A 22,475-nucleotide genomic window follows, 5' to 3' on the forward strand; every position below is an offset into this window, starting at 1 on the left:
CCCGCTCGGTGGCGGGGTCTGGGCGAGTGGGCGATCCAGGATTCGAACCTGGGACCTCTTCCTTATCAGAGAAGCGCTCTAACCGACTGAGCTAATCGCCCGCTGCGGCGCGGAATGATAGCCGCTCGGCGAGGGCTTCGGCCTCTTGCAGGGAATCGACCGCCAAAGTGAGGGTGTAGCCCTCCTTGCGGGGGGTGACGCGGACCTCGGCTCTGAGGGCGAGGGAGAAGACGTCCTGGAGGCGCTCGGCCGCGGCGAGCTGGTCGGGGTGGAACGTGCGTTGGGGGCGTGGCGCGGCGTCCGGGGCGCGGGCGGCGTCGCGGGCGCGGGATTCGGTCTCGCGGACGGTCCAGCCCTCGGCGACGGCGGCGCGGGCGAGGCGGCGGCGGTCGGCGTGGTCGGGCGCCATGAGGAGGGCGCGGCCGTGGCCTTCGCTGAGGCGGCCTTCCACCAGGAGGTCGAGGACCTCGTCGGGGAGGTCGAGCAGGCGCATGAGGTTGGAGACGGCGACGCGGGAGCGGCCGACGCGCTTGCCGACCTCCTCGCGGGTCAGGCCGAGCTCGTCGACGAGGAGGGAGCAGGCGCGGGCCTCTTCGATCGGGTTCAGGTCCTCGCGGGCCATGTTCTCGATCAGGGCGAGCTCGAGCGACTCTCGGTCCTCGTAGTGGGCGACGACGGCGGGGACGCGTTCGAGGCCGGCGAGCTGGGCGGCGCGCCAGCGGCGCTCGCCGGCGATCAGCTCGTAGGTGCCGCCCGGGCAGGGGCGGACGAGGACGGGCTGGATGACGCCGCGCTCGCCGATCGACTCGGAGAGGCCGTGGAGCGCCTCCTGGTCGAATGTCTGCCTGGGCTGGCGCGGGTTCGGGGCGATCATGTCGACCGGGACCCGGCGCAGCTCGGGGGTCGAGTCGCCGTTCTCGCTCGGGGTGAGGATCGCGGCGAGGCCGCGGCCCATTCCGCGGTTGCCGTTAGCCACGGGCAGCCACCTCCTTGGCGAGCTCGAAGTAGGCCTCCGAGCCGGCGCAGTGGGGGTCGTGGTGGATGACCGGGATCCCGTAGCTCGGCGCCTCGCCGAGGCGCACGTTGCGCGGGATCACGGTGTCGAAGACCAGGGCCGGGAAGTGCTCGCGGACCTCGCGCTCGACGTCCTGGGCGAGCTTCGTGCGCGCGTCGTGCATCGTCAGCAGCATGCCGGCGACGGTCAGGCGCGGGTTGAGCTCGCGCTGGATCAGCGAGAGCGTGTCGAGGAGGCCCGCCAGGCCTTCGAGGGCGAAGTACTCGGTCTGGACCGGGACGATGACCCGCTCGGCGGCGACGAGCGCGTTGACGGTCAGCGGGCCGAGCGACGGCGGGCAGTCGAGCAGGATGAAGGCGTACTCGGAGCGCAGCGGGTCGAGCGCGTCCCGGAGGCGGCTCTCGGAGCCCGGCAGGCGCGGGAGCTCCATTGTCGCGCCCGCGAGGTCGGGCGTCGAGATGAGGATCGAGAGGCCTTCGACCCCGGTCGGCCGGACGGCGTCGACGGCGTCGATGTCCCCGGCGAGGACGTCGTAGACGCCCGGACTGTCGTCGCGGGACACGCCGAGGCCGACGGTCGCGTTGCCCTGCGGGTCGACGTCGACCACGAGGGTCTCGTAGCCCGCGGCCGCGATGCACGCGGCCATGTTGACCGCGGTGGTCGTCTTGCCGACCCCGCCCTTCTGATTCGCGATCGCGTAGATGGTGCCCATGCGGACCCGAAGCTAGCGGCGGGACCGGTCGGACCCGCGCCTCGGGTGTTTCACGTGAAACACCGATCCCGCGTTCAGCGGGACTTTCGGCGCGGGAAGAACGCGCCGAGATTGACGTCGTACCCCCAGCCGTACGCCTTCGGGACGAAGACCGTCCGCGAGTCGCGATTCCACAGCGTGCGGCGGAAACGCGCCACGGTCGGGGGGCGCCAGTCGTACGGGATGCCGAGAAACGTGCCGCGTTGAGCCATGACTCCAGGGTGCCAGCCTCAGGTGCCGAGCGGCCGCTTGCTCGCCATCCCGGGGCGGCGTGGGAAGCGCGCCGGCGTGGGCGCGATCTTGCGGAACGGGTGCAGCGTGTGATCACGCGCACCGGGGAAGGGCGTCACGCCGACCACCTCCAGCGGTTCCAGGCCGAGGATCTCCGCCGCGGCGAGTCCGCGGGCGCGTTCCTCCTCGGACACGGCAGCCTTCCACGCGACGAAGTGCCCGCCCTCCACCAGCAGCGGCGCCGCGTACTCGAGGATCACCGGCAGCGCCGCGAGCGCCCGCGCGGTCACGAGGTCCTGCACCCCCAGGCCCTCCGGCCAGGCCTCCGCCCGCGCGTTGACGACCGTGACATTCGTGAGCTCTCCCACCTCCACCGCCTTCTCGAGGTAGCGGCAATGGCGGATCTGGCTGTCGACGAGGGAGACCTCCGCCTCGGGCAGGGCCGCGGCCAACGCGAGGCCAGGCCATCCGGCGCCGGAGCCGAGGTCCGCGATCCGCGAGGCCGCGGCCACGTATGGCAGCTGCAACGCGACGAGCGCATCGGCCACGTGCCGCTCGACCGCATCGGGGACGTGCTTGACGGTCGTCGACGCCGTCGGGTCCGTCGCCTGCAGCTCGAGGATGCGCCCGAGCGCGCGGACGGCGTGCGCGGGCGCGACCTCGGAGAGTTTCACGTGAAACGCCTGGCTCAGTCGAGCGGCGCCACGACGAGGTGGCGATCGGGCTCGGTGCCCTCGGAGTACGTCTCGACGTCCTCGCGGTCCTTGAGGTACTCGTGGACGACCTTGCGCTCCGTCGCGCTCATCGCGTCGAGGGCGACCGGACGACCGCTGTCGACCGCCTTCTCCGCGGCCTCGTCGGCCTGGCGCTGCAGGGCCTGCTCACGCCGCTCGCGGTAGCCGGCGGCGTCGACGACGACCCGCATCCCCGTGGCCGGCGGATGGTCGCGCGTCGCGGCCTTGAACGCGAGGTGCTGGACGGCGTCGATCGTCGCCCCGTGGCGGCCGATGAACAGCCCCAGATCGTCACCTTCGAGGGTGGCCGTGATCACACGGCCCTCCTCCTCGATGATCACGTCGGCGTCGAGCGAGAGCGCCTCGCTGACGTGCTCCAACAGGTCCCGGACGCGATCCCCGGATGCGCTCATCGCCGTCTCCCTGAACGTTTCTTCTTCTTACGCGGTGGTGTGGGCGGCGGACCGGGCGCGCGGCCCTTGGGCTCCGCCGACCCGTCCGACGTCTGCTTGGGCTTTGCCGCACGCGCCGGCTTGTCCGCTGTCGAGGTCGAACTCGACGACGACCCGCCTCCGAACAGGGCGGACAACCCGCCACCTCCGGTGTCGACGCCGGCGGGCCGCAACGGACCAAGACGCTTGCGGATGATCGCCTGCTGCGCGATCGTCCAGATGTTCGTCGTGATCCAGTACACGAGCAGGCCGGCCGGGAACTGGATGACGAACGTGACGAAGACGAACGGGAGCGCCAGGAAGATCATGCGCTGCGTGCGATCGGTCGTGGTCGACATCAGCAGCGTCGAGAACAGCTGCGAGCCGACGTAGAGCACGATCAGGATCACGAGGGTCGTGCCCGTCGCCTTGTCCGTCAGATCGGTGATGAACCCGAAGGACGACTCGGCCGTGTGCCCGCACGGGATCGGGTGCGCGTAGTTCGCCGTCCCCTCGCCGTTGATGTCCGGGCAGATGTCGCGCCGGAGATCGGTGCGGAGCATGTAGTACAGGGAGATGAAGACCGGGAACTGCGCCACCATCGGGAGGCACGAGGCGAACGGATTCACCTTGTTCTCGCGGTAGAACTTCATCATCTCCTGGTTCATCCGCTCCTTGTCGTTCTTGAAGCGTTCCTGGAGCTTTTTCATCTCCGGCTGGAGATGGGCCAGCCGCTGCATCGAGTGGAACTGCTTGAACGTGAGCGGAAGCAGGCATGCGCGCACGAGGATCGTCAGGAAGATGATCGACCAGCCCCACGAGCCGATCACCTTGTGGATCTCCACGAGGATCGCGTGGAAGAAGTCGATCAGCGGCTGGATGATCGGGACGGAAGCGAGAAGGAAGTGCACGGCCTAAGAGTGAGAGGGGTGGTGGTGGCGATCGAAAAGGGTCTGCGCTGTCACGGGGTCATAGCCGCCGTGGCTGAACGGGTTGCAGCGCAGAATGCGCCAAGCCGCGAGCACCGTACCTCTGAGGATGCCATAGCGCTCTACGGCCTGCACCGCGTACTCCGAGCAGGTCGGGTGGTACTTGCAGCGACGCGGGAACGCCGGCGAGATCCAGCGCTGATAGGCGCGGATCGGGCCGATCACGAGCGCCTTCACGAAGCGCCTTCGGAAGCGGGCGCGCCGCCGAGCGAGTCGACGAGCTCCGCCAGGACCTTGCGCACGCCGGGCATGCCCTCGCGCTCGGCCAGGCCCCGCGCGTCCGGCCGCGCGACGACGACGTAGTCCGAGCTGGTGGGCAGCCGCGCCGCCTCCTCCCAGAACGCCTCGCGCAGCACGCGCTTGACCCGGTTGCGGTCGACGGCGCCGCCGATCCGCTTGGAGACGGACAGCCCCAGGCGCGGGCCCTCGGACGGATCCGCGCGCGACTCGTCCTCGCGCGGGAAGGCGTATAGGACGAGGAAACGATTCCCCTTGGAACGGCCTTGCCGATAGACGCGCTCGAACTCCGCGCTGCGCGACAACCGGCGGCGACGGGGAGCGGCCACAGGGGCTAGACAGTCAGTCGCTTGCGGCCCTTGTCGCGGCGCCGCTTGAGGACGATGCGTCCCGCGCGGGTGGACATGCGCTGACGGAACCCGTGGGTGCGGGCGCGCTTGCGCTTCTTGGGCTGGTAGGTGCGCTTCACGTTCGTGGACTCCTTCGCCGCGGGCCGGGGGTGTGGAGGGCTCGGGGCAGCACCGAGCCGCCTCGCTTCGCGGCGGCGTAGAAGGATACACGGGAGCTCTGCACACCCCCGCGAACAGCCTGTCAACAGCTGTGCGCAGTCTTCGCGTTCACATTCTCACGCGATTTGCGGAGGCGTCCGGACGACCCGGCGATCGGCCCCCAGACCCTTTGCTATGTTCGCCGCTCCGGGCCCTCCGCGGCCCTTCTCTGTAGCCCACCACGAGCCTCGGCTCTCGCCGAGGAGGTCCTTCGCCGCGCCTGTGTCAGATCCCGATCCAGCGACAATCTGGCACCGCTTCCGGACGGAAGCCCAGCGTGCGGTCTCCGAGACCACGTGGAGCATCTGGCTCGAGCGGCTGACGCTCCGCGAGTTCGCCGGCACGACGCTGGTCATCGAGGCGCCGGACGACGTCCGCTCCTGGGTCGAGACCCGTTTCGCCCGCCTCCTCGGCGCGCTCGCCGAGACGGTGGTCGGGCCCGGCGCGCGCGTGGACATCGTCGGGCCCGAGGAGGAGATCCTCTATGAGCGCCCGCGGCCCGAGGCCGTCCGCGCGGCCGCCGCGCAGGAGCTCAACCCGCGGCTGACCTTCGACCAGTTCGTCATCGGCGACTGCAACCGGCTCGCCCACGCCGCCGCGCTCGCGGTCGCGGAGATGCCCGGGCTGGCCTACAACCCGCTCTTCATCTGCGGCCCGCCCGGCCTCGGCAAGACCCACCTCCTGCACTCGATCGCCAACTACGTGCACGAGCACGGCGGCGGCCTCAGCGCCCGCTACACGACCGTCGAGGCCTTCACCGACCACTTCGTCGGCGCCCTCCACGGCGGTGGGCTGGAGGAGTTCAAGGCGGCCTACCGCGGCGTCGACGTCCTGCTGGTCGACGACGTGCAGTTCCTCCAGAGCAAGGCCAAGACCGAGCAGGAGTTCTTCCACACCTTCAACGCGCTCCACCAGGCGGGCGCGCAGCTGGTGCTGACGTCGGACCGGCCGCCGCGCGACCTCGAGGCGCTCGAGGACCGGCTGCGCGAGCGCTTCGAGGCCGGCCTCGTGTGCGACGTCAAGCCCCCCGAGCACGCCACCCGCCTGACGATCTTGCGCAAGCGGGTCGCCCAGGACGACGTCGGCGACGTCGACCCCGAGGCGCTCGAGCTGATCGCCCGCCGCGTCGACGCCAACATCCGCGCGCTCGAGGGCGCGCTGATCCGCGTCGTCGCCTTCGGCTCGCTGACCGGCCGCCCCGTCACCGCGGAGCTGGCCGAGGAGGTCCTCGCCGGCCTCTACCCGAAGCTCAAGCCGCGTGCGCACACGGTGCAGGAGATCCAGGAGCAGACGTGCGAGGCCTTCGGGATCACGATGGACGCCCTGCTGTCGAGCAGCCGCGCCCAGCCGGTCGCGTTCGCCCGCCAGGTCGCGATGTACCTCTCGCGGGAGCTGACCGACGTCAGCCTGCCGGCGATCGGCCGCGCGTTCGGCAACCGCAATCACACCACGGTGATGCACGCGTGCAAGCGCACGGCCGAGCGGATCGCGACCGACAAAGAGGCCTACGAGGCTGTGCGCAAGCTCACCCGCGAGCTCGGCGGCGAGTGATGCGATCCGACTCGCCTGACAGACTTCGACAGTTCATGCACAGGCCTTCACGGCTCGCTGACGCGGTTCGACCGGCTTGTGCACACAATGAACAACCCCGATGACCACTGAACTGACCCATCACCCGATCTCGACGCGAGAGGCGGCAGCCGAATGAAGATCACGACCCGGCGCGACGCGCTCTTCGGCCAGCTGCAGACGGTCACGCGCGCGGCATCCACGCGCAGTGCCGTCCAAGCGCTGTCCGGAGTCCAAGTGCTCGCCACCGGCGGCGCGATCGAGCTCCGCGCCACGGACATGGAGATCGGCCTGCGGGTGCCGCTCGAAGGCGACATCGTCCGTGAGGGCTCCGTCGTCCTCCCGGCCCGGCTGGTCGTGGACGTCGTCCGCGCGCTCCCCGGCACCGACGTCTCCTTGGAGCTGCGCCCCACCGAGCAGGACGTCGAGATCGTCGGCGGCTCTGCGAACTTCCACATCCGCACGCTGCGCTCGGAGGACTTCCCGCCCTTCCCGGAGCCCGAAGGCGATCGCGTCCTCGTCCCCGGCGACGCGTTCGTCGGCACCGTCAACAAGGTCGCCCGCTCGGCCTCGCGTGACGAGACCCGTCCGGTCCTGACCGGCATCCTCGTGAGCGCGAACGGCGACGAGCTGCGGATGGTCGCCACCGACTCCTACCGCCTCTCGGTCAAGGAGACCAAGCTCGAGGAGGCCCTGAGCGGCTCCTTCGAGGCCAACGTGCCGGCGCGCGCGCTGCAGGAGCTGACCCGGATCGTCCAGCACGAGAACGCGCAGGAGCTGGCGGTGTCGGTGCGCGCGAACCAGGTCGTCTTCGAGGCGGGTGGCGTCGTGCTGTCCTCGCGGCTGATCGACGGCCAGTTCCCGAACTACCGCCAGCTGCTCCCGGACACGTACGAGCACGCGCTGCGCCTGGCCGGCGGGGAGATCTCGGAGGTCGTGCGCCGCATCAGCCTGCTCGCGCAGAAGAACGCGCCGCTGCGGCTCGCGTTCACCGAGGGCGAGCTGACCGTGTCGGCGCGTACCCCGGACGTGGGTGAGGCGCGCGAGACGCTCCCGGTCCCGTTCGCCGGCGAGCCGCTGGAGATCGGCTTCAACCCCGAGTTCCTGCGCGACGGCCTGGAGGCGATCGAGGGCGGCGACGTCGTCCTGAAGCTGATCTCCCCGCTGCGTCCGGGGATGATCGAGGCCGGAGATGAGTCCGGCTTCCAATACCTCCTGATGCCAATCAGACTGAATGTCTAGGAAAGGCGATGCAGCCCCTCCGCCCCACCCCGATATTCGAGGCTAAGGCGATGCAGCCCCTCCGCCCCACCCCGATCATCCGACCTTAAAGAGGCGCGAGGCATGCTCGCGATGCGGCTTGTGCTGCGCGACTTCCGCTCCTACGAGGCGGCGGACGTGCGGCTCGGGCCGGGTCTGACGGTCATCTCTGGTCGCAACGGCGCCGGCAAGACGAACCTGCTCGAAGCGGTCTACTTCGCCTGCACCGGCCGCTCGTGCCGGACGGCGAACGAGCGGGAGGTCGTGCGGTTCGGCGCCGAGCTGACGCGCTTGGAGCTCACGTGCGAGGACGAGCTCGGCCGCCACGACATCTCGGTCGGGTTCAAGCCGGGCGAGCCGAAGCGGCTCAAGGCCGACGGGGCGCCTGTGGACAACTTGGTCGGGGTGTCGGCAAGGCCGTTGGTATCGGTCTTCCTCCCCGACCGGCTGGAGCTCGTCCTCGGTGCGCCCGCGCTGCGGCGTGCGCACCTGGACCAGGTGATCGCGGCGCTGTGGCCGGGACGGTCGGCGACGCGGCGCTCCTACAGCGCCGCCCTCGCGCAGCGCAACGCCCTCCTGGCGTCGATTCGCGCCGGCCGGGCATCGCGGGCCTCGCTCCCGGCCTGGGACGCCGAGCTGGCCCGCCACGGGCTCGCGCTGATGGCCGACCGCGCCGAGACCGTCGAGCGCCTACGCCCGCGGTTCGCCGAGCACGCGGCGGGGCTTGGCCTCGAGGGCGAGGTCGAGCTCAGGTACCGCCCGCGATCGAAGGCCGCCGACGCCGAGGGCCTGGTCGCGGAGCTCGCCGAGCGGCTCGACGGCGATCTCGAGCGCGGCTTCACCGGTCACGGGCCGCACCGCGACGACCTGGCGTTCCGCCGCGAGGGGCGCGAGCTCAGGAGCTACGGCTCCCGCGGGCAGCAGCGGCTCGGGCTCCTGGCGCTGCTGCTGGCCGAGCGGGAGGAGCTGGCCGACGCGCGCGGCGCCGCTCCGCTGCTGTTGCTCGACGACGTGATGTCCGAGCTGGACGCGACCCGCCGCGAGCGGCTGACGACGCTCCTGCGCAGGGACGGTCAGGCGGTCATCACCACGACCGAGATCGAGCACGTCCCGGGAGGAGAGGCCGACGACGTGGAGAAGATCTTCATACAGGGCGGGCAGGCAATCCAGAGGATCACGGCGTGAGAAGGAACGGGCCGAGACCGTTCTCGTTCGCGCTGGAGGCCCTGGCGGACCAGTTGGAGCCTCCGACGACGCTGGCGGCCCTCCAGCGGGTCTGGCCGGCCGCGGCCGGGTCGTTCGCCACGACCGCCGAGCCGGTCGCCGAGAACGATGGCGTGGTGACCGTGGCGTGCGACAGCGCCGTGCTCGCGCATGAGCTGGACCTGATGTCGGAGCTGGTGGTGGAGCGCCTCAACGCCGCCGTGGGCCGCGAAGCGGTCAAGCGGTTGCGTACCCGCGCGACACGTGCCTGACTCTTGACATTTGCAGCATCTTTGCTACGCGCGCGCGTCCTTATTACGAACCCGCGGCTGCTAATATTGAGGCATTGATTTGCCACGCCCCGGCCTCGGACGTTGGTCGTCCCGCCGGGGCGTCCTTGTGTGGACGAAAGGGACCCTTGAGCACCGGCGACCCGAATAACGGACAGCAGCAGCAAGCGGGCTATGACGCCCAGGACATCACGGTTCTCGAGGGCCTCGAAGCCGTCCGCAAGCGTCCCGGCATGTACATCGGCTCGACCGGTGTGCGCGGCCTGCACCACTTGGTCTACGAGGTTGTGGACAACTCGGTGGACGAGGCGCTCGCCGGCTACTGCGACACCGTCTCGGTGACGATCCATCCCGACGACTCGATCACGGTCACGGACAACGGCCGCGGCATCCCGGTCGCGACGATGGAGAAGGAGGGCAAGTCCGCCCTCGAGGTCGTGCTGACCGTCCTGCACGCCGGCGGCAAGTTCGGCGAGGGTGGCGGCTACAAGGTCTCCGGCGGCCTGCACGGCGTCGGCGTGTCCGTCGTCAACGCGCTGAGCGACGAGCTGCACGTGGTCGTCATGCGCGACGGCTACCGGTGGACGCAGGACTACTCGCGCGGCGTGCCCCAGGGGCCGATCGAGCAGGGCGAGCCGACCGAGGAGACCGGGACGATCATCACGTTCCGCCCCGACGGCGACGTCTTCGAGACGCTGACGTTCGAGTACTCCACGCTCGAGCAGCGCCTGCGCGAGACCGCGTTCCTGACCCGCGGCCTGCGGATCTCGATCACCGACGAGCGCAAGGCCGGCGTCAGCGACGAGGACGGCACGGTCCAGGCCGCCAAGTCCGCGGAGTTCCACTACGAGGGCGGGATCGAGGACTTCGTCCGCTACATCAACGAGAACAAGGACGCCCTCCAGCAGAAGGTCATCTTCTTCGACGGTGAGAGCGACGAGGGCTCGGTCGAGGTCGCGATGCAGTGGAACGGCACCTATCAGGAGTCGATCCACTCGTTCGCCAACAACATCAACACCCACGAGGGCGGCTCGCACCTCTCCGGCTTCCGCTCCGCCCTGACGCGCACCATCAACCGGTACGCGCGCAAGGAGGGCATCCTCAAGGAGAAGGACAAGGCGCTCGAGGGCGAGGACATCCGCGAGGGCCTGACCGCGGTCATCAGCGCCAAGCTGACCGACCCGCAGTTCGAGGGTCAGACGAAGACCAAGCTCGGCAACCCGGGCATGCAGGGCTTCGTCGAGTCCGTCGTCAACGCGGGGCTGTCGGAGTTCCTCGAGGAGAACCCGAAGGAGGCCGCGCAGGTCATCCGCAAGGCGGTCGACGCCTCACGCGCCCGCGCCGCGGCCCGCAAGGCCCGCGACACCGCGCGCAAGTCCGCGATGGGCGGCATGGGCCTGCCCGGCAAGCTCGCCGACTGCATGGTCAAGGAGCCCGAGATCGCGGAGCTGTTCATCGTCGAGGGCGACTCCGCCGGCGGCTCGGCCAAGCAGGGGCGCGACCGCTCCACGCAGGCCGTCCTCCCGCTGCGCGGCAAGATCCTCAATGTCGAGAAGGCGCGGATCGACAAGGTCCTCCAGAACACGGAGATCCAGGCCCTGATCACCGCGCTCGGCACCGGTGTGCGCGACGAGTTCGACATCGAGAAGCTGCGCTACCACAAGATCATCCTGATGACGGACGCCGACGTGGACGGCGCCCACATCCGCACGCTGATCCTGACGCTGCTGTTCCGCGAGATGCAGGATCTCGTCGAGGCCGGACACATCTACATCGCCAAGCCGCCGCTGTACCGGGTCACGCAGGGCAAGAGCGACCGCTACATCGAGAAGGAGTCCGAGCTCGAGGCGATCCTGCTCAACGACAAGTTCGAGCGCTTCGAGGTCGTCGACAACGAGGGCCGGGCGTTCAAGCTCACCGACGTGCGCTGGCAGCGCTACTCGAGGCTGCTCAAGCAGTACGAGGGCTGGTCGAGCGCCCTGCGCGCCGAGCACGGGCACGAGGTCGTGCAGTTCCTCGAGGAGTCGCAGATCCTCGACAACGAGATCAAGAGCCCCGAAGAGCTCCTGGAGCTGCTGGCGCGACCGGTCGTCGAGACCGACCCGTTCCTGACCGAGCTGGTGTCGGCGGACGAGAACCTGATTCGCGTGAAGGCCACCGAGCGCCGCTCGAACCTGGCCCGCACGCACCGACTCCGCACGTCGCTGTTCACGGCCAACGAGTTCCGCCAGCTCGCGCGCGTGCACGCCGACCTGATCAAGCTCGCCGGCACGCCGCCGTTCACCGTGACGCTCGGCACCGAGAGCGACGAGGCGCCATCGTTCGAGGACCTGCGCCGTGCCGTGCTCAACGTCGCCGGCAAGGGCGTCAAGCTGCAGCGGTTCAAGGGGCTCGGCGAGATGAACGCCGATCAGCTCGCGTCGACGACGATGAACCCGACCAGCCGCACCCTCGCCCAGGTCACGATGGACGACGCCGCGGCCGCCGACCGCCTCTTCACGATGCTGATGGGCGACAAGGTCGAGCCACGCCGAGAGTTCATCGAGGAAAACGCCCGCGTCGCGACCCTGGACATCTAAGCCATGTCAACCGCAATCATGTCCGGCAACGTCGAGCCCCGTGGGCTCGAGGAGGAGATGCGCTCCTCCTATCTCGACTACGCCATGTCCGTCATCGTCGGGCGCGCTCTGCCCGACGTCCGCGACGGCCTGAAGCCCGTCCACCGCCGCGCGCTGTTCTCGATGAACGAGAACGGCCTGCAGCCGAACCGCCCGTACGTGAAGTCGGCGCGCATCGTCGGCGACGTCATGGGCAAGTACCACCCGCACGGCGACTCGGCGATCTACGACACGATCGTCCGCATGGCGCAGGACTTCTCCCTGCGCTACCCGCTCGTCGACGGCCAGGGCAACTTCGGCTCGGTCGACGACGACCCCGCTGCCGCCATGCGGTACACGGAGGCGCGGCTGGCGCCGATCGCGCGCGAGCTGCTGCGCGACCTGGACTCCGACACCGTCGACTTCGGGCCCAACTACGACGGCTCCGAGCAGGAGCCGCTCGTCCTGCCGGCGCGGTTCCCGAACCTGCTCGTCAACGGCTCCTCCGGCATCGCCGTGGGCATGGCGACGAACATCCCGCCGCACAATCTGAAGGAAACGATCGCGGCGACGATCGCGTACATCGACAACCCGGACATCGATACGCCGGGCCTGATGCAGTACATGAAGGGCCCGGACTTCCCGACCGGCGGCGTGATCCTCGGGCTCTCCGGCATCCGCGACGCCTACGAGACCGGCCGCGGCCGCGTGCGCGTGCGCGCGACCGCCCACATCGAGCAGATCCGCGGCAACCGCGAGGCGATCGTGGTCACCGAGCTGCCGTTCATGGTCAAGAAGGGCGGCGACGGCGGTCTCGTCAAGAAGATCGCCGAGCTGGTCAACGAGAAGAAGCTGACCGAGATCTCCGACGTCCAGGACCACACGGACCGCAACGGCATGCGGCTGGTGATCGAGCTCAAGCGCGACGCCAACCCGAAGGTCGTCCTCAACAAGCTCTACAAGCACACGCCGATGCAGACCACGTTCGGCGTGAACATGGTCTCGCTGGTCGAGAACGTGCCGCGGCTGCTGGGCCTGCGCGACGTCATCAAGTACTACGTCCGCCATCAGCGCGAGGTCGTGGTCCGGCGCGCCAAGCACGAGCTGCGCGCGCTCGAGCGCTCCGTGCATCGCCTCGAAGGCCTGCTGATCGCGCTCGACAACCTCGACGCGGTGATCTCGCTGATCCGCTCGTCGCGTGACCGCGACACGGCCCGCACCGGGCTCATGGAGCAGTTCGAGATGACGGAGATCCAGGCCCGCGCGGTCCTCGACCTCCGCCTCCAGCAGCTGACCGCCCTCGAGGCCGACGCGCTGCGCAAGGAGCACGCGGACAAGATGGAGCGGATCGCCGAGCTGCGCGCCCTGCTCGGCGACGAGGACAAGGTCCTCGAGCTGATCAAGACCGAGCTCAACGAGGTCTCCGAGCGCTACGGCGACGAGCGGCGCACGAAGATCGCGCCGTCCGAGGACGACATCGACATCGAGGACCTGATCGCCGACCAGCAGATGGTCATCTCGATCACGAACTCGGGCTACATCAAGTCGCTCCCGCTGGCGACCTACCGCGCCCAGCGGCGCGGCGGCGTCGGGATCATCGGGATGGACACGAAGGACGATGACTTCATCGAGCACCTCTTCGTGTCCTCGACCCACGACTACCTGCTGTTCTTCACGAACCGCGGCAAGGTCTACCGGTCCAAGGTCTACGACCTGCCCGAGATGTCGCGCACGTCCAAGGGTCGCTACCTGGGCAACGTGTTGCCGCTGCGCGAAGGCGAGCGAGTGCAGTCGGTGCTGGCGACGCGCGACTTCTCCGAGTCGCCGTACATCATGTTCGCCACCCGCAACGGCACCGTGAAGAAGACGGCCTTCCAGGCCTACAACACGCCGATCCGGGCCGACGGCATCATCGCCATCAACATCCGCGAGGACGACGAGCTCGTGGCGGTGCGCCGCGTCGACGAGGACGACGAGATCCTGATGGTCTCCCACGCCGGCCTGGCCGTGCGCTTCAAGGAGTCAGACGCCCGCGCGATGGGCCGCGACACCAGCGGCGTGCGCGGCATGGACGTCGCGGACAAGAACAACTACGTGCTGGCGATGGACGTCGCGCGGCCCGGCCAGGATCTCCTGGTCGTCACCGAGGGCGGCTACGGCAAGCGCACGTCGGTCGACGAGTACCGGCTCACCTCGCGCGGCGCCAAGGGCGTCAAGACGATCACGTTCACCGAGACCAAGGGCCTGCTCGCCGGCGCGCTGGTGGTGCGCGAGCACGAGGAGCTCGTGTTCATCTCGCAGAACGGCATGGTCCAGCGGACGTCGGTGCGAGGCATCAACCGCTACGGGCGCGCGTCCCAGGGCGTGAAGGTCATGAACCTGCGCGCCGGCGACGCGGTGTCGGCGATCGCCCTGGTCGTGGAATCCGAGAGCTCGACGTCGGCCGCCGTGCCGGACGAGGACCTGCCGCTGGAGATCCCGATGGAGGGTGAGCTCCCCGATGCGGTCAGTGAGGACACAGACGAACCCTCCCCGGAGGAGGAGGCCGACGATTAGCGCTTGCGGGTCCGCCTGAAGGTTCGCTACTCTTCGAATCACCAGAGAAAGGGGGTGGTCCGAAGTTGAGTGACAGTTCTTGTGGGACCCTGGAGGTGCCCGGCCGCTAGACCAGCCGGCGCTGGACCCCGCGTTTCTAGCGGAATCCACACCGGTGCACCGCCGTGTTCGATGCCGGAGTTAGTCCCCCCGGCCGCCTAGAAAGTTCGGACGCGGCAGAAAGTCCAGCAGGTTGTAAGCGAGGCCCCGGTTGTCGACCGGGGCCTCGTTCTTTAACCGGGTGGCTGCCGCCCCCCGGACCCCCCGCTTAAGCCCGCGTCGGTGTCGCGACGCCGAGCTCGAGGTCGGCGACCCCCAGCGCTTCGACGCGCTCGCGCCAGCGTTCGGCGCTCAGCTCGCCGTCGCGGAGCTCGTGGATCGACACGTGCGGCGCGAGCGTGTCGTCGCCGCGGCGGGCGCTGACCGGCTCGGCCGGCTGCGCCTCGAGGCTCCAGCCCGCGTTCTCGAGCGCGAGCAACACGGCGTCGCCGAGCACGCCGGCGGCGAGCGCGTTGCGGTCCTCGACGTCAGGGTCGGTGATCTTGTCGGCATGCTCGCCGATGTGCTCGATCGCGGTCGGGAGCGTGCCGACGGTGACGCCGGCGACGACGATGGCGAAGCGCTCGGTCAGCGCCCGTGCCCGGGCGCCGTAGATCTCGGCGCCGACCGCGTCCCAGTCGATCGGCGGGAGGCCGGCGACCTCGCTCCCGAGCAGGAACTCGAGCAGGTCGCGTTCAGTGCGGGACGCCTCGTTGAGGGCGTCGATGGCGCGCGGAGAGTCGTCGGGGTCGCCGTCCGGCAGGTCCTCGACCGCCGCGATCCGCTCGGGAAGCGACGGGTGCGAGTCGTAGGGGTCGGTCTCCTCCTCGCGCAGCGCGTCGAGGTACTCGCTCGCGTTCGCCTCCACCGACTCGTGGGTGATGAAGCGCTGGAAGCCCTCGGACACGGGCGGGCGGCGGCCGGCCTCCAGACCGGGACGACCTCGAGCTGCCAGTAGTAGTCGAACCCGGGCGCGTAGGCGTGGATGCGCTCGAGGGCCGACACGTGCGCGGCGCGGCCGACGCTGCGGACCGCGCACGCGTCGGCGGCGAACTCCTGCCGGCGCGAGATCTTGGCGGTGATGCGCAGGAACGCGTTGCCGTACCAGATGAACGGCTGGCGGACGAGCTTCTGCGACCAGGACTCGTCGCCGTCGCCGTCGCTCAACTGGTGGACGGTGCGGATGATCGTCGCCCGTGTGCGGTAGATCCATGGGCCGAGGCGGGTGTCGCCGCCGCTGTAGTGGCCGAACTCGTGGGCGAGAACGCCGCGCAGCTCGCGCTCGGACAGGATGTGCAGCAGCGGGATGCCGACGATCAGGACGCGGCTGGTGCGCGAGGCCTGCGTGACGGCCGCGTTGGCCTCGAGCGTGAGGTAGACCGCGTCCGGCATCGGCTCGCCCGCGGCGTCCGCCTCGTGCTCGACGAGCTCGAACAGCCGCGGCTGCTCGCTCTTGCTGACCTGCAGACCCGGCGCCTCGAACTTCAGCCGCCGCGGGATGATGGCCCAGAGGATCGAGAACCCGAGGAACAAGCCGGTGATCGTCAGCCATAGGTTGCCCGTGCCGTTGAGGACCCACCCGAGGATCGGGCCCGCGATCAGCGCCGCGGCGATCACGAGCGCGAGGACGTAGAAGCCGATCGTCAGGGCGATGGCGGCGGCGAAACGGCCGGCCAACGATGGGCCGGCGGGAACGTGAGCATCAGTTCGAGGCATCGCACCGGTGTGGATGCCCCGAATGAAGGTCTGTTACGCCGCCCGGGGGAGATACTGGCGCCAGGTCGCCGGGATCGTCGGCGAGGCCAGTTGGATGAAGATGTGGGCGCCGGGGGTGTGCGGCTTCGCCCGCGGGTGCATGTTGACCTGGTGCGGCAGGCGGTCGGCCTTGCGCCGGTTGCAGGGCGCGCAGGCGGCGACGATGTTGTCCCAGCCGGACCCGCCGCCCTTGGAGCGAGGGATCACGTGGTCCACCGTCAGCGAGGTGCGGGCGCCGCAGTACTGGCACATCCAGCCGTCGCGGGCGAAGACGGCGCGGCGGGTGATCTTGCGCTTGTGCGTGTCGCGCGGGATGCGGACGTACGTGACCAGGCGGATCACGACGGGACGCGGAAGCGAACCGGTCGCCCAGTGCAGGTCCTTGGTCCCGACCTCGACGACCTCGGCCTTGTCCTTGAGCAGCAGGACGGTCGCGCGCCGCACGGTGCACACGTTGATCGGCTCGTACGTCGCGTTGAGGACGAGCACACGACCACCACTCCAACGGCTACTCGAGCCGTCAGCTTCAGGTCCGTGCCGCGGGTGGTCGCCGGGCGGCACGGACCCCAGTGGTCCTGGGGGTACAGCGGTTGCCACGATCGGGAGTGTAGCGATAGGTCTGACGGAAGGACCTAGGTTCCAAACGAGCCGAGGACTCGAACCATTTCCGCGTGGCGCTTGAGCCCCTGGACCGCGCCGACCACCGCAGGGTCGGCCATCGAGGCCTCGAGATCGAGGAAGAACATGTACTCGCCCATGCCCTGTCGAAGCGGGCGCGACTCGATCCGCGTGAGGTTGATGCCGGCGAACGCGAACACCGCCAGGCAGGACACGAGCCAGCCGGAGGCGCCCGAGCCCATGCCCCAGAACACGAGGATCGTCTTCGCGGGTCCGGCGTCGGGCGGGGCGGGTGCATCGGAGGCCTGGGCGATCCACGCGAAGCGGGTCGCGTTGCCCGGATCGTCCTCCAGATCCTCGGCGAGCATCACCGCGCCGTAGCGGCGAGCCGCGAGGCGTGGGCCGATCGCGGCGGTCGTGCCGGTGCCGTCCTGCGCGACGTCGCGGACGGCGTCGGCCGTCGACGCGGCCGGGACGACGGCGGCGTTGGGCAGGTTGACCTGGAGCCACTCCTTGCATTGCCCGAGCGCCTGCGGGTGCGAGCGGACCATCGTGATCTCCTCGAACGCCAGCGACCGGCCGGCCGCGAGGCAGTACGAGACCGGTTGGACGACCTCGCCGATCAGCGCGACGTCGGGCGCCTCGAGCGCGAGCGCGTCGAGCACCGGATCGACCCCGCCCTCCAGCGCGTTCTCGACCGGCACGAGCGCCCGCTCGATCCGCCCCTCCTGGACGGCGAGCACGACGTCGCGCAGCGTCGCAAGCGGCACGGCCTCCGCGTCGGGGGCGGCCGCCGTCAACGCCTCGTCGCTCACGGTCCCGGGCGGACCCAGATAGGCGACTCTCACTGCGACTCGATGATCACGGATTGGACCTCGCCGCCGGCGAGCGCGAGCCGCACGGCCTCCTCCTCCTCGGGGGAGAGCTGGTGCTCGCCGCGGCCGGCGTGGATCTGCTTGCAGTACAGCCGGGCGGTGTCGCGGTGGGCGATCGAGGAGAGCACGACGCCATTGTGATCGGCGTCGAGCAGGGCGATCGTGGTCGACTGGTGTCCGGACATCTCGCCGTAGGCGTCGTAGCGGACCAGCGAGCGGTAGGCGATCGCGCCGTCGAGGCGGTCCTCGGCCGCGGACATGCGCTCGTCGAGGTGGGCGGCGACGTCCTCGACCCGCGCGTGGAGCGCCTCGAACGCGTGTTGGAGGTCGCTCGCGTGGATCACGAGGTCGGTCTGCCCGTGCTCGCCCAGCACCGCCCGCTGCGCGCTGCGCACCCGCCGGAAGCGGACGCTCAGCACCAGCAGCCAGATCATGGCGATCAGCGCCGCGGCGGCGGCGGCGAGGGCAACGATCCCCGGGGCCTCCGAGAAGTCCGACACGCCCCGAACGTTAGCCCTGCGCGAAGAGCGTGGGGTACGTCGACTTGTTGTTGTCGGTCTTCTCTTCGCCCGGGACCTTGGCGACCGTGACGTTGATGTTCACGACGGCGCCGAGCGGGGGTTCACGGTTGAGCGGCAGCTCCACGGTCGCCTTCTCGCCCTTGGCGACCTTCGGGACGGTCTTGTTGAGCGTGATCGGCGTGCCGGTACCGCTGGCGAGCTGGATCTTGAGCGTCACCTTGACGTTGAACTCGTCGTTGTCGCCCTGGTTGGTGAAGGCGACGAGGAACGGCTGGCCCTTGACGTAGGTGAGGCGGTTGGAAGCCGTCGGCGACAGCGTCACGTTGCCGTAGCTGGTGGCGTTGAGGCCGGTGCCGTGCAGGCCTGGGCCGGTCGGCTGGTTCTTGTTCGTGTTGTCGCCGCTACCCGAGGTGTCGCCGGTCGACAGGCGCGTGCCGAGCTTGGACGCCACGAACGCGGGCGAGACCCAGGAGATCTCGCGCAGGAACTGGGACGACGTGATGTTCCCGCCGATCCCGGCGTCCGCCAATGCCTGCTTCATGAACGGCTGGACGCGCGCGTTGTAGAGCACGTCGGACGCGTCGAAGGCGCGCATCTGGCCGGCGATCCCCTTGATCGCGTTGTCCGCGTTGTCGCCTTCGTCGCCGAGCGCGTTCTTGACGTCGTCGGAGATCTTCTGCAGGCCGTTGCGGCGCAGCTCGAGCGCGATCAGGAACGACTGCTGCGCCTCGGTCATGTCGCCCGGGACGCTGAGCGCCTGCGCCTGCTTGAGCGACTGGTCGGCCGAGCCCTTGAAGCTGAGGACGCTCTGGTAGAGCTCGGTCGGCGAGGTCTGCTGTGCCCCGTCCATCGCCTTGAAGAACTGCTCGCCCTGCCCCTGGGACTCCGTGCCGATCTGGGTGACCTTGGCCGTGTAGTCGCGCAGCGCGTTCTTGTGGCGCGAGTTGTTGCACGCGCGCACCCCGAAGAACAGGAGCAAGAGGATGAGCAGGCCGGCGATGCCGGCGATCATCCGCCGGACGAGCACGGTCTGGGCGTCCGTCGCCCCACCGGAAGTCACCCGGCCGCGACGCGGTGGAGGCGATGGGCGCACACGAGTGCGCGCGGTGCGTGGGGGCTCGTCGTCCTCGTCGAAGAAGGACAAATCTTGGTCTCCTCAGGGCTCCGGCAACTTCAACGTAACAGGGAGGTCGGAGGGAACCGCGGTGGTGCGCCGAACTCGGGCGTGATGGAGACCACCGACGAGCTCCCTACGGAGGTCGCCGCGGAGCTCGTCCTTGGTCGGTACCGGCTCGGCCAGCGGCTCGGCTCCGGCGGCTTCGGGACAGTCTACGCGGCCACCGACGAGCGCCTGGAGCGCGCCGTGGCCGTGAAGGTGATCCCGGGCCCGCCGATGCACGGCGAGCGCGGGCGCCGCGAGGCGCTCGCCGCGGGGCGGCTCGACCACCCCGGCGTCGTCGCGGTCTTCGACGCGGGGGAGGACCAACGAGCCCGCTACCTGGTCTCCGAGCTCGTCCACGGGCGCACCCTCGACCAGCTCGGCGCCGAGGGCGTGTTGAGCGACCGCGACGTGCTGCGGATCGGCCTCGCGCTCTGCGGCGCGCTCGAGCACGCCCACGGGCGCGGCGTCGTGCACCGCGACGTCAAGCCGCAGAACGTCATCATCCCCGACGCGCCGCGGTCGGCGGCCGGTGTGGCCAAGCTCGCGGACTTCGGCGTCGCCCACCTCGCCGGCGACGAGCCGCTCACCCGCACCGGGGACGTGGTCGGCACCCTTGCCTACATGGCCCCCGAGCAGGCCGCCGGCAAGCGCATCGACGAGCGCTGCGACCTCTACAGCCTCGCGCTCGTGCTCTACGAGGCGCTCGCGGGCGTCAACCCGGTCCGCGCCGGCTCGCCCGCCGCCACCGCCCGGCGCGTCGGCACGGTGCTCCCGTCCCTGCGCCGCCATCGCAAGGACCTCCCGGAGGAGTTGTGCGCGGCGATCGACACCGCCCTGCGCCCGAAGCCCGACGAGCGCGGGACGATCGACGACCTCGCGGCCGAGCTCGCCGAGTCGCTGCCCGAGGTCTCCGACGAGGGCGGATCCGTCGCGCCGCACCCGCTCGAGCGCACGCAGCCGTTCGCGCCGCTGCCGCGCGGCGTCGCCCGCGGCGCGGCCGCATTGCTGGCCGGCGGCCTCGCCGCCGCCGCGCTGCAATGGGTGGGGGAGCCGATCCTGCCCGCGCTTGCCGCGGTCGTCGCGGTCGCGCTCCTGCCGCGGATCGGCTGGCTGCTGACCGCCGCGGGGGTGATCGGCGCGCTCTCGACGGAGCAGCCGGGCGCCGCCGTCCTGGTCGCGGCCGCGGCGCTGCCGGTGCCGCTCGCCCTGCGCCGGGACGGCGCGACATGGTCGGTGCCCGCGGTCGCGCCGCTGCTCGGCCTCGCGACGATCGCCGGCGCCTACCCGGCGTTCGCCGGACGCGCCCGCGGCGCGGTGACGAGAGCCGCCCTCGGCGCGCTCGGCGCGTGGTGGGCGCTCCTCGCCGCGCCGCTGCTCGGCACGGCGACGCTCGGCGGCGAGGATCCGTCCGGCGTGGCCGTACTCGGCGCGCGGCCGCCGCTTCCGATTGACGCCAACGCCGCGCTGGACGACGTGATCGCCCCACTGCTCAGCTCCGGCGCGCTGCTCTACGCCGCGCTGTGGGCGGGTGCGGCGCTCGTGCTGCCGTGGCTGGTGCGTGGTCGCTGGCTCGCCGCGGACGTCGTCGCGGGCTCGATCTGGGCTGCCGGACTCGGCGCCGCGACCGCCGCGATCGCCCAGTCGATCGACGCTCCAGAGCCAAACGGGCTGGTCCTGGGCGCGGTCGTGGCGGGCGTGATCGCCGTCGCGGTACCACACCTCCGGGGAGGACCGGTGGTGGAGCCGTGACGCCGGGGCGGATACTGTGCACCGGCAATCATGGCCACATGTCCGGGTAGCCGCCAGTGAGCGTGCTGCGCAGCCTTGAATCCAAGCTCGCCGGGCTCGTCGAGGGCACGTTCTCGCGTGCCTTCAAGTCCGAGGTCCGCCCCGTCGAGATCGCGCGCAAGCTTGCCAAGGAGATGGATCAGCACAAGGTGCAGTCGTTGTCGCGCGTCTACGCGCCCAACGAGTACGCCGTGTGGCTGTCCCCGGACGATCGTGCCCAGTTCGAGGGGACCGAGGAGGAGCTCGCGTCCGAGCTCAGCGGGTACCTGCTCGAGCACGCGCGCCGCGAGCGGATCACGCTCGGCACGAGCCCGCGCGTGGTCTTCAAGACCGACGAGAAGCTGCGGCTCGGCGAGTTCGGCATCCAGGCCCGTCGCGTGAAGCCGCCGCAGACCGAGAACGAGGCGCCGTACCAGGCCGACGAGGGGCGGACGATGGTCTACTCCTCGGCCGAGCGGGTGGCGGAGCCGCTGCGCGAGCCGGACCCGCGCCGCGGCCGCGCGCGCCTGCGCGTCGACGGCCGCGCCGAGATCGTCGGCTCCAAGGGCGCGATCCTGGGCCGCTCGCGTGACGCCGACGTGGTCATCGACGATCCGAACGTCTCCCGCCATCACGCCGAGATCCGGCCGTCGGGCGGGTCGTGGATCGTCAACGACCTCGGCTCCACCAACGGGATCAAGGTCAACGGCCGCCGCGTCGACGGCCCGCAGTCGCTCAAGCGCGGCGACGTGATCGAGATCGGCACCTCACGAGTGACGTTCGAGCTGGAGTAAGCGGGTGGAGCTCGATCCCATCGCCGTCGCGCTGAAGTTCGGCTTCCTGGCCGTCCTGTACCTGTTCCTGCTGTGGGTCGCGCGGTCGGCGCTGAAGGACCTGCGCGGGGTCGACGACAGCGTCTACCTGGGTCCGAGTGCGGACGTCGATGACGCCACCGGCATGTATACGGCGTCCGCGCCGCTGGCTCGCGACGGTGGCGCGCCGAAGCTGCGGGTGAAGTCCGGAGCGGGCCTCGCGCCTGGTTCCGCCTATGATCTGAGCGACGGCGCGCTGCTCGGGCGTGGCGATCAGGCGGACATTCGCCTCGAGGATGGATTTGCGTCCGCGCGACATGCGCGCCTCGTCCCGCAGGGGGATGTGATGGTGTTGGAGGACCTTGGCTCCACGAACGGTACGTACCTGAACGGTGAACCGCTGCGCGGCCCACAGCCCCTGCATGTCGGGGACAGGATCAGAATCGGCGACAGTGAATTCTCCTTCGAGCGCTGAG

General features: G+C 70.2%; 23 protein-coding genes, 1 tRNA gene and 1 pseudogene. 9 read left to right on the forward strand and 16 right to left on the reverse strand.

Annotated elements, in window-relative coordinates; translation table 11 throughout:
* Positions 1-27 precede the first annotated feature (27 nt).
* From G569_RS0118390 to rpmH, 10 genes are all read right to left on the reverse strand, one after another.
* Positions 28-101, reverse strand: a tRNA-Ile gene (locus tag G569_RS0118390).
* Complete coding sequence (locus G569_RS58355; RefSeq protein ID WP_028064491.1) at positions 92-976, reverse strand: ParB/RepB/Spo0J family partition protein; 885 nt, start codon at positions 974-976, stop codon at positions 92-94. Before G569_RS58355 ends, G569_RS0118390 begins: the two co-directional genes overlap by 10 nt.
* Positions 969-1,727 (reverse strand): ParA family protein, encoded by a 759-nt coding sequence (locus tag G569_RS0118400; protein WP_028064492.1) that lies wholly within the window; start codon positions 1,725-1,727, stop codon positions 969-971. Before G569_RS0118400 ends, G569_RS58355 begins: the two co-directional genes overlap by 8 nt.
* 74 nt (positions 1,728-1,801) lie before the next feature.
* Complete coding sequence (locus G569_RS63835) at positions 1,802-1,978, reverse strand: DUF5808 domain-containing protein (RefSeq protein WP_169542181.1); 177 nt, start codon at positions 1,976-1,978, stop codon at positions 1,802-1,804.
* Positions 1,979-1,996: 18 nt separating this feature from the next.
* Complete coding sequence (rsmG, locus tag G569_RS49600) at positions 1,997-2,671, reverse strand: 16S rRNA (guanine(527)-N(7))-methyltransferase RsmG (RefSeq protein ID WP_053226597.1); 675 nt, start codon at positions 2,669-2,671, stop codon at positions 1,997-1,999.
* Positions 2,672-2,685: 14 nt separating this feature from the next.
* Positions 2,686-3,144, reverse strand: coding sequence for a Jag family protein (locus G569_RS49605; RefSeq protein WP_084285164.1), 459 nt, complete (start codon positions 3,142-3,144; stop codon positions 2,686-2,688).
* The gene (locus G569_RS49610) at positions 3,141-4,073 is read right to left on the reverse strand and encodes a YidC/Oxa1 family membrane protein insertase (protein ID WP_053226601.1); all 933 of its coding nucleotides are present in this window, start codon (positions 4,071-4,073) and stop codon (positions 3,141-3,143) included. The genes G569_RS49605 and G569_RS49610 overlap by 4 nt, the downstream gene beginning before the upstream one ends.
* Before the next feature lie 3 nt (positions 4,074-4,076).
* Positions 4,077-4,328 (reverse strand): membrane protein insertion efficiency factor YidD, encoded by a 252-nt coding sequence (gene yidD / locus G569_RS64640; protein WP_028064493.1) that lies wholly within the window; start codon positions 4,326-4,328, stop codon positions 4,077-4,079.
* Positions 4,325-4,717 carry a ribonuclease P protein component gene (gene rnpA, locus G569_RS64645; RefSeq protein WP_028064494.1) on the reverse strand — a complete coding sequence of 131 codons (393 nt, stop codon included), beginning with the start codon at positions 4,715-4,717 and terminating at the stop codon, positions 4,325-4,327. The genes yidD and rnpA overlap by 4 nt, the downstream gene beginning before the upstream one ends.
* Positions 4,718-4,722: 5 nt before the next feature.
* Entirely contained in the window at positions 4,723-4,857 is a 135-nt protein-coding gene (rpmH, locus tag G569_RS0118435) for a 50S ribosomal protein L34 (protein WP_028064495.1), read from the reverse strand.
* Between the two features lie 301 nt (positions 4,858-5,158).
* On the opposite strand from rpmH, the gene dnaA reads away from it, so the two are divergent.
* The 6 genes from dnaA to gyrA all read left to right on the forward strand — a co-directional run bounded on the left by dnaA (position 5,159) and on the right by gyrA (position 14,411).
* Positions 5,159-6,487: a chromosomal replication initiator protein DnaA gene (dnaA, locus tag G569_RS0118440; protein ID WP_053226603.1), complete on the forward strand. Its 1,329-nt coding sequence runs from the start codon at positions 5,159-5,161 to the stop codon at positions 6,485-6,487.
* A gap of 153 nt (positions 6,488-6,640) precedes the next feature.
* A complete protein-coding gene (dnaN, locus tag G569_RS0118445; protein ID WP_028064497.1) occupies positions 6,641-7,747 on the forward strand; it encodes a DNA polymerase III subunit beta in 1,107 nt (368 codons plus the stop codon).
* A 102-nt stretch (positions 7,748-7,849) separates the two neighbouring features.
* Positions 7,850-8,950, forward strand: coding sequence for a DNA replication/repair protein RecF (gene recF / locus G569_RS0118450; protein WP_028064498.1), 1,101 nt, complete (start codon positions 7,850-7,852; stop codon positions 8,948-8,950).
* A complete protein-coding gene (locus G569_RS0118455) occupies positions 8,947-9,240 on the forward strand; it encodes a DciA family protein (RefSeq protein ID WP_028064499.1) in 294 nt (97 codons plus the stop codon). The genes recF and G569_RS0118455 overlap by 4 nt, the downstream gene beginning before the upstream one ends.
* A 146-nt stretch (positions 9,241-9,386) precedes the next feature.
* The gene (gene gyrB, locus G569_RS0118460) at positions 9,387-11,837 is read left to right on the forward strand and encodes a DNA topoisomerase (ATP-hydrolyzing) subunit B (protein ID WP_028064500.1); all 2,451 of its coding nucleotides are present in this window, start codon (positions 9,387-9,389) and stop codon (positions 11,835-11,837) included.
* Positions 11,838-11,840: 3 nt separating this feature from the next.
* Complete coding sequence (gene gyrA, locus G569_RS0118465) at positions 11,841-14,411, forward strand: DNA gyrase subunit A (RefSeq protein WP_028064501.1); 2,571 nt, start codon at positions 11,841-11,843, stop codon at positions 14,409-14,411.
* A gap of 307 nt (positions 14,412-14,718) precedes the next feature.
* Here the strand turns inward: gyrA and G569_RS65400 are convergent, their stop codons facing one another.
* The 6 genes and pseudogenes from G569_RS65400 to G569_RS63845 form a co-directional block, all read right to left on the reverse strand.
* Positions 14,719-15,396 carry a hypothetical protein gene (locus G569_RS65400; protein WP_028064502.1) on the reverse strand — a complete coding sequence of 226 codons (678 nt, stop codon included), beginning with the start codon at positions 15,394-15,396 and terminating at the stop codon, positions 14,719-14,721.
* Between the two features lie 50 nt (positions 15,397-15,446).
* Positions 15,447-16,205: pseudogene (locus tag G569_RS66410) on the reverse strand (M48 family metallopeptidase); the annotation flags it as partial.
* Positions 16,206-16,238: 33 nt separating this feature from the next.
* The gene (locus G569_RS0118485; RefSeq protein WP_028064505.1) at positions 16,239-16,733 is read right to left on the reverse strand and encodes an HNH endonuclease; all 495 of its coding nucleotides are present in this window, start codon (positions 16,731-16,733) and stop codon (positions 16,239-16,241) included.
* A 143-nt stretch (positions 16,734-16,876) separates the two neighbouring features.
* Positions 16,877-17,710 carry a prephenate dehydratase gene (gene pheA / locus G569_RS0118490; RefSeq protein ID WP_028064506.1) on the reverse strand — a complete coding sequence of 278 codons (834 nt, stop codon included), beginning with the start codon at positions 17,708-17,710 and terminating at the stop codon, positions 16,877-16,879.
* Positions 17,707-18,237: a DUF4446 family protein gene (locus G569_RS58360; RefSeq protein ID WP_053226605.1), complete on the reverse strand. Its 531-nt coding sequence runs from the start codon at positions 18,235-18,237 to the stop codon at positions 17,707-17,709. The genes pheA and G569_RS58360 overlap by 4 nt, the downstream gene beginning before the upstream one ends.
* 10 nt (positions 18,238-18,247) lie before the next feature.
* Complete coding sequence (locus G569_RS63845; RefSeq protein ID WP_037497470.1) at positions 18,248-19,318, reverse strand: hypothetical protein; 1,071 nt, start codon at positions 19,316-19,318, stop codon at positions 18,248-18,250.
* Between the two features lie 168 nt (positions 19,319-19,486).
* Between G569_RS63845 and G569_RS63850 the strand changes: the two genes are divergently transcribed.
* The 3 genes from G569_RS63850 (at position 19,487) to G569_RS0118515 (ending at position 22,474) form a co-directional block, all read left to right on the forward strand.
* The gene (locus G569_RS63850) at positions 19,487-21,169 is read left to right on the forward strand and encodes a serine/threonine-protein kinase (RefSeq protein WP_053226607.1); all 1,683 of its coding nucleotides are present in this window, start codon (positions 19,487-19,489) and stop codon (positions 21,167-21,169) included.
* Positions 21,170-21,231: 62 nt separating this feature from the next.
* The gene (locus G569_RS0118510; RefSeq protein ID WP_169542184.1) at positions 21,232-21,981 is read left to right on the forward strand and encodes an FHA domain-containing protein; all 750 of its coding nucleotides are present in this window, start codon (positions 21,232-21,234) and stop codon (positions 21,979-21,981) included.
* A gap of 4 nt (positions 21,982-21,985) precedes the next feature.
* Positions 21,986-22,474 (forward strand): FHA domain-containing protein, encoded by a 489-nt coding sequence (locus tag G569_RS0118515; protein WP_028064509.1) that lies wholly within the window; start codon positions 21,986-21,988, stop codon positions 22,472-22,474.
* Position 22,475 lies beyond the last annotated feature (1 nt).

The organism is Solirubrobacter soli DSM 22325 (genome assembly GCF_000423665.1).
GTDB classification, from domain to species: Bacteria; Actinomycetota; Thermoleophilia; order Solirubrobacterales; family Solirubrobacteraceae; genus Solirubrobacter; species Solirubrobacter soli.

Excerpts from the sequence above, each read along its gene's own strand:
- recF (WP_028064498.1), top strand. The coding sequence starts at position 7,850 with ATGCTCGCGATGCGGCTTGTGCTGCGCGACTTCCGCTCCTACGAGGCG.
- G569_RS63835 (WP_169542181.1), bottom strand. The coding sequence starts at position 1,978 with ATGGCTCAACGCGGCACGTTTCTCGGCATCCCGTACGACTGGCGCCCC.
- G569_RS0118400 (WP_028064492.1), bottom strand. The coding sequence starts at position 1,727 with ATGGGCACCATCTACGCGATCGCGAATCAGAAGGGCGGGGTCGGCAAG.
- dnaN (WP_028064497.1), top strand. The coding sequence starts at position 6,641 with ATGAAGATCACGACCCGGCGCGACGCGCTCTTCGGCCAGCTGCAGACG.
- G569_RS63850 (WP_053226607.1), top strand. The coding sequence starts at position 19,487 with ATGGAGACCACCGACGAGCTCCCTACGGAGGTCGCCGCGGAGCTCGTC.
- G569_RS49605 (WP_084285164.1), bottom strand. The coding sequence starts at position 3,144 with ATGAGCGCATCCGGGGATCGCGTCCGGGACCTGTTGGAGCACGTCAGC.
- gyrA (WP_028064501.1), top strand. The coding sequence starts at position 11,841 with ATGTCAACCGCAATCATGTCCGGCAACGTCGAGCCCCGTGGGCTCGAG.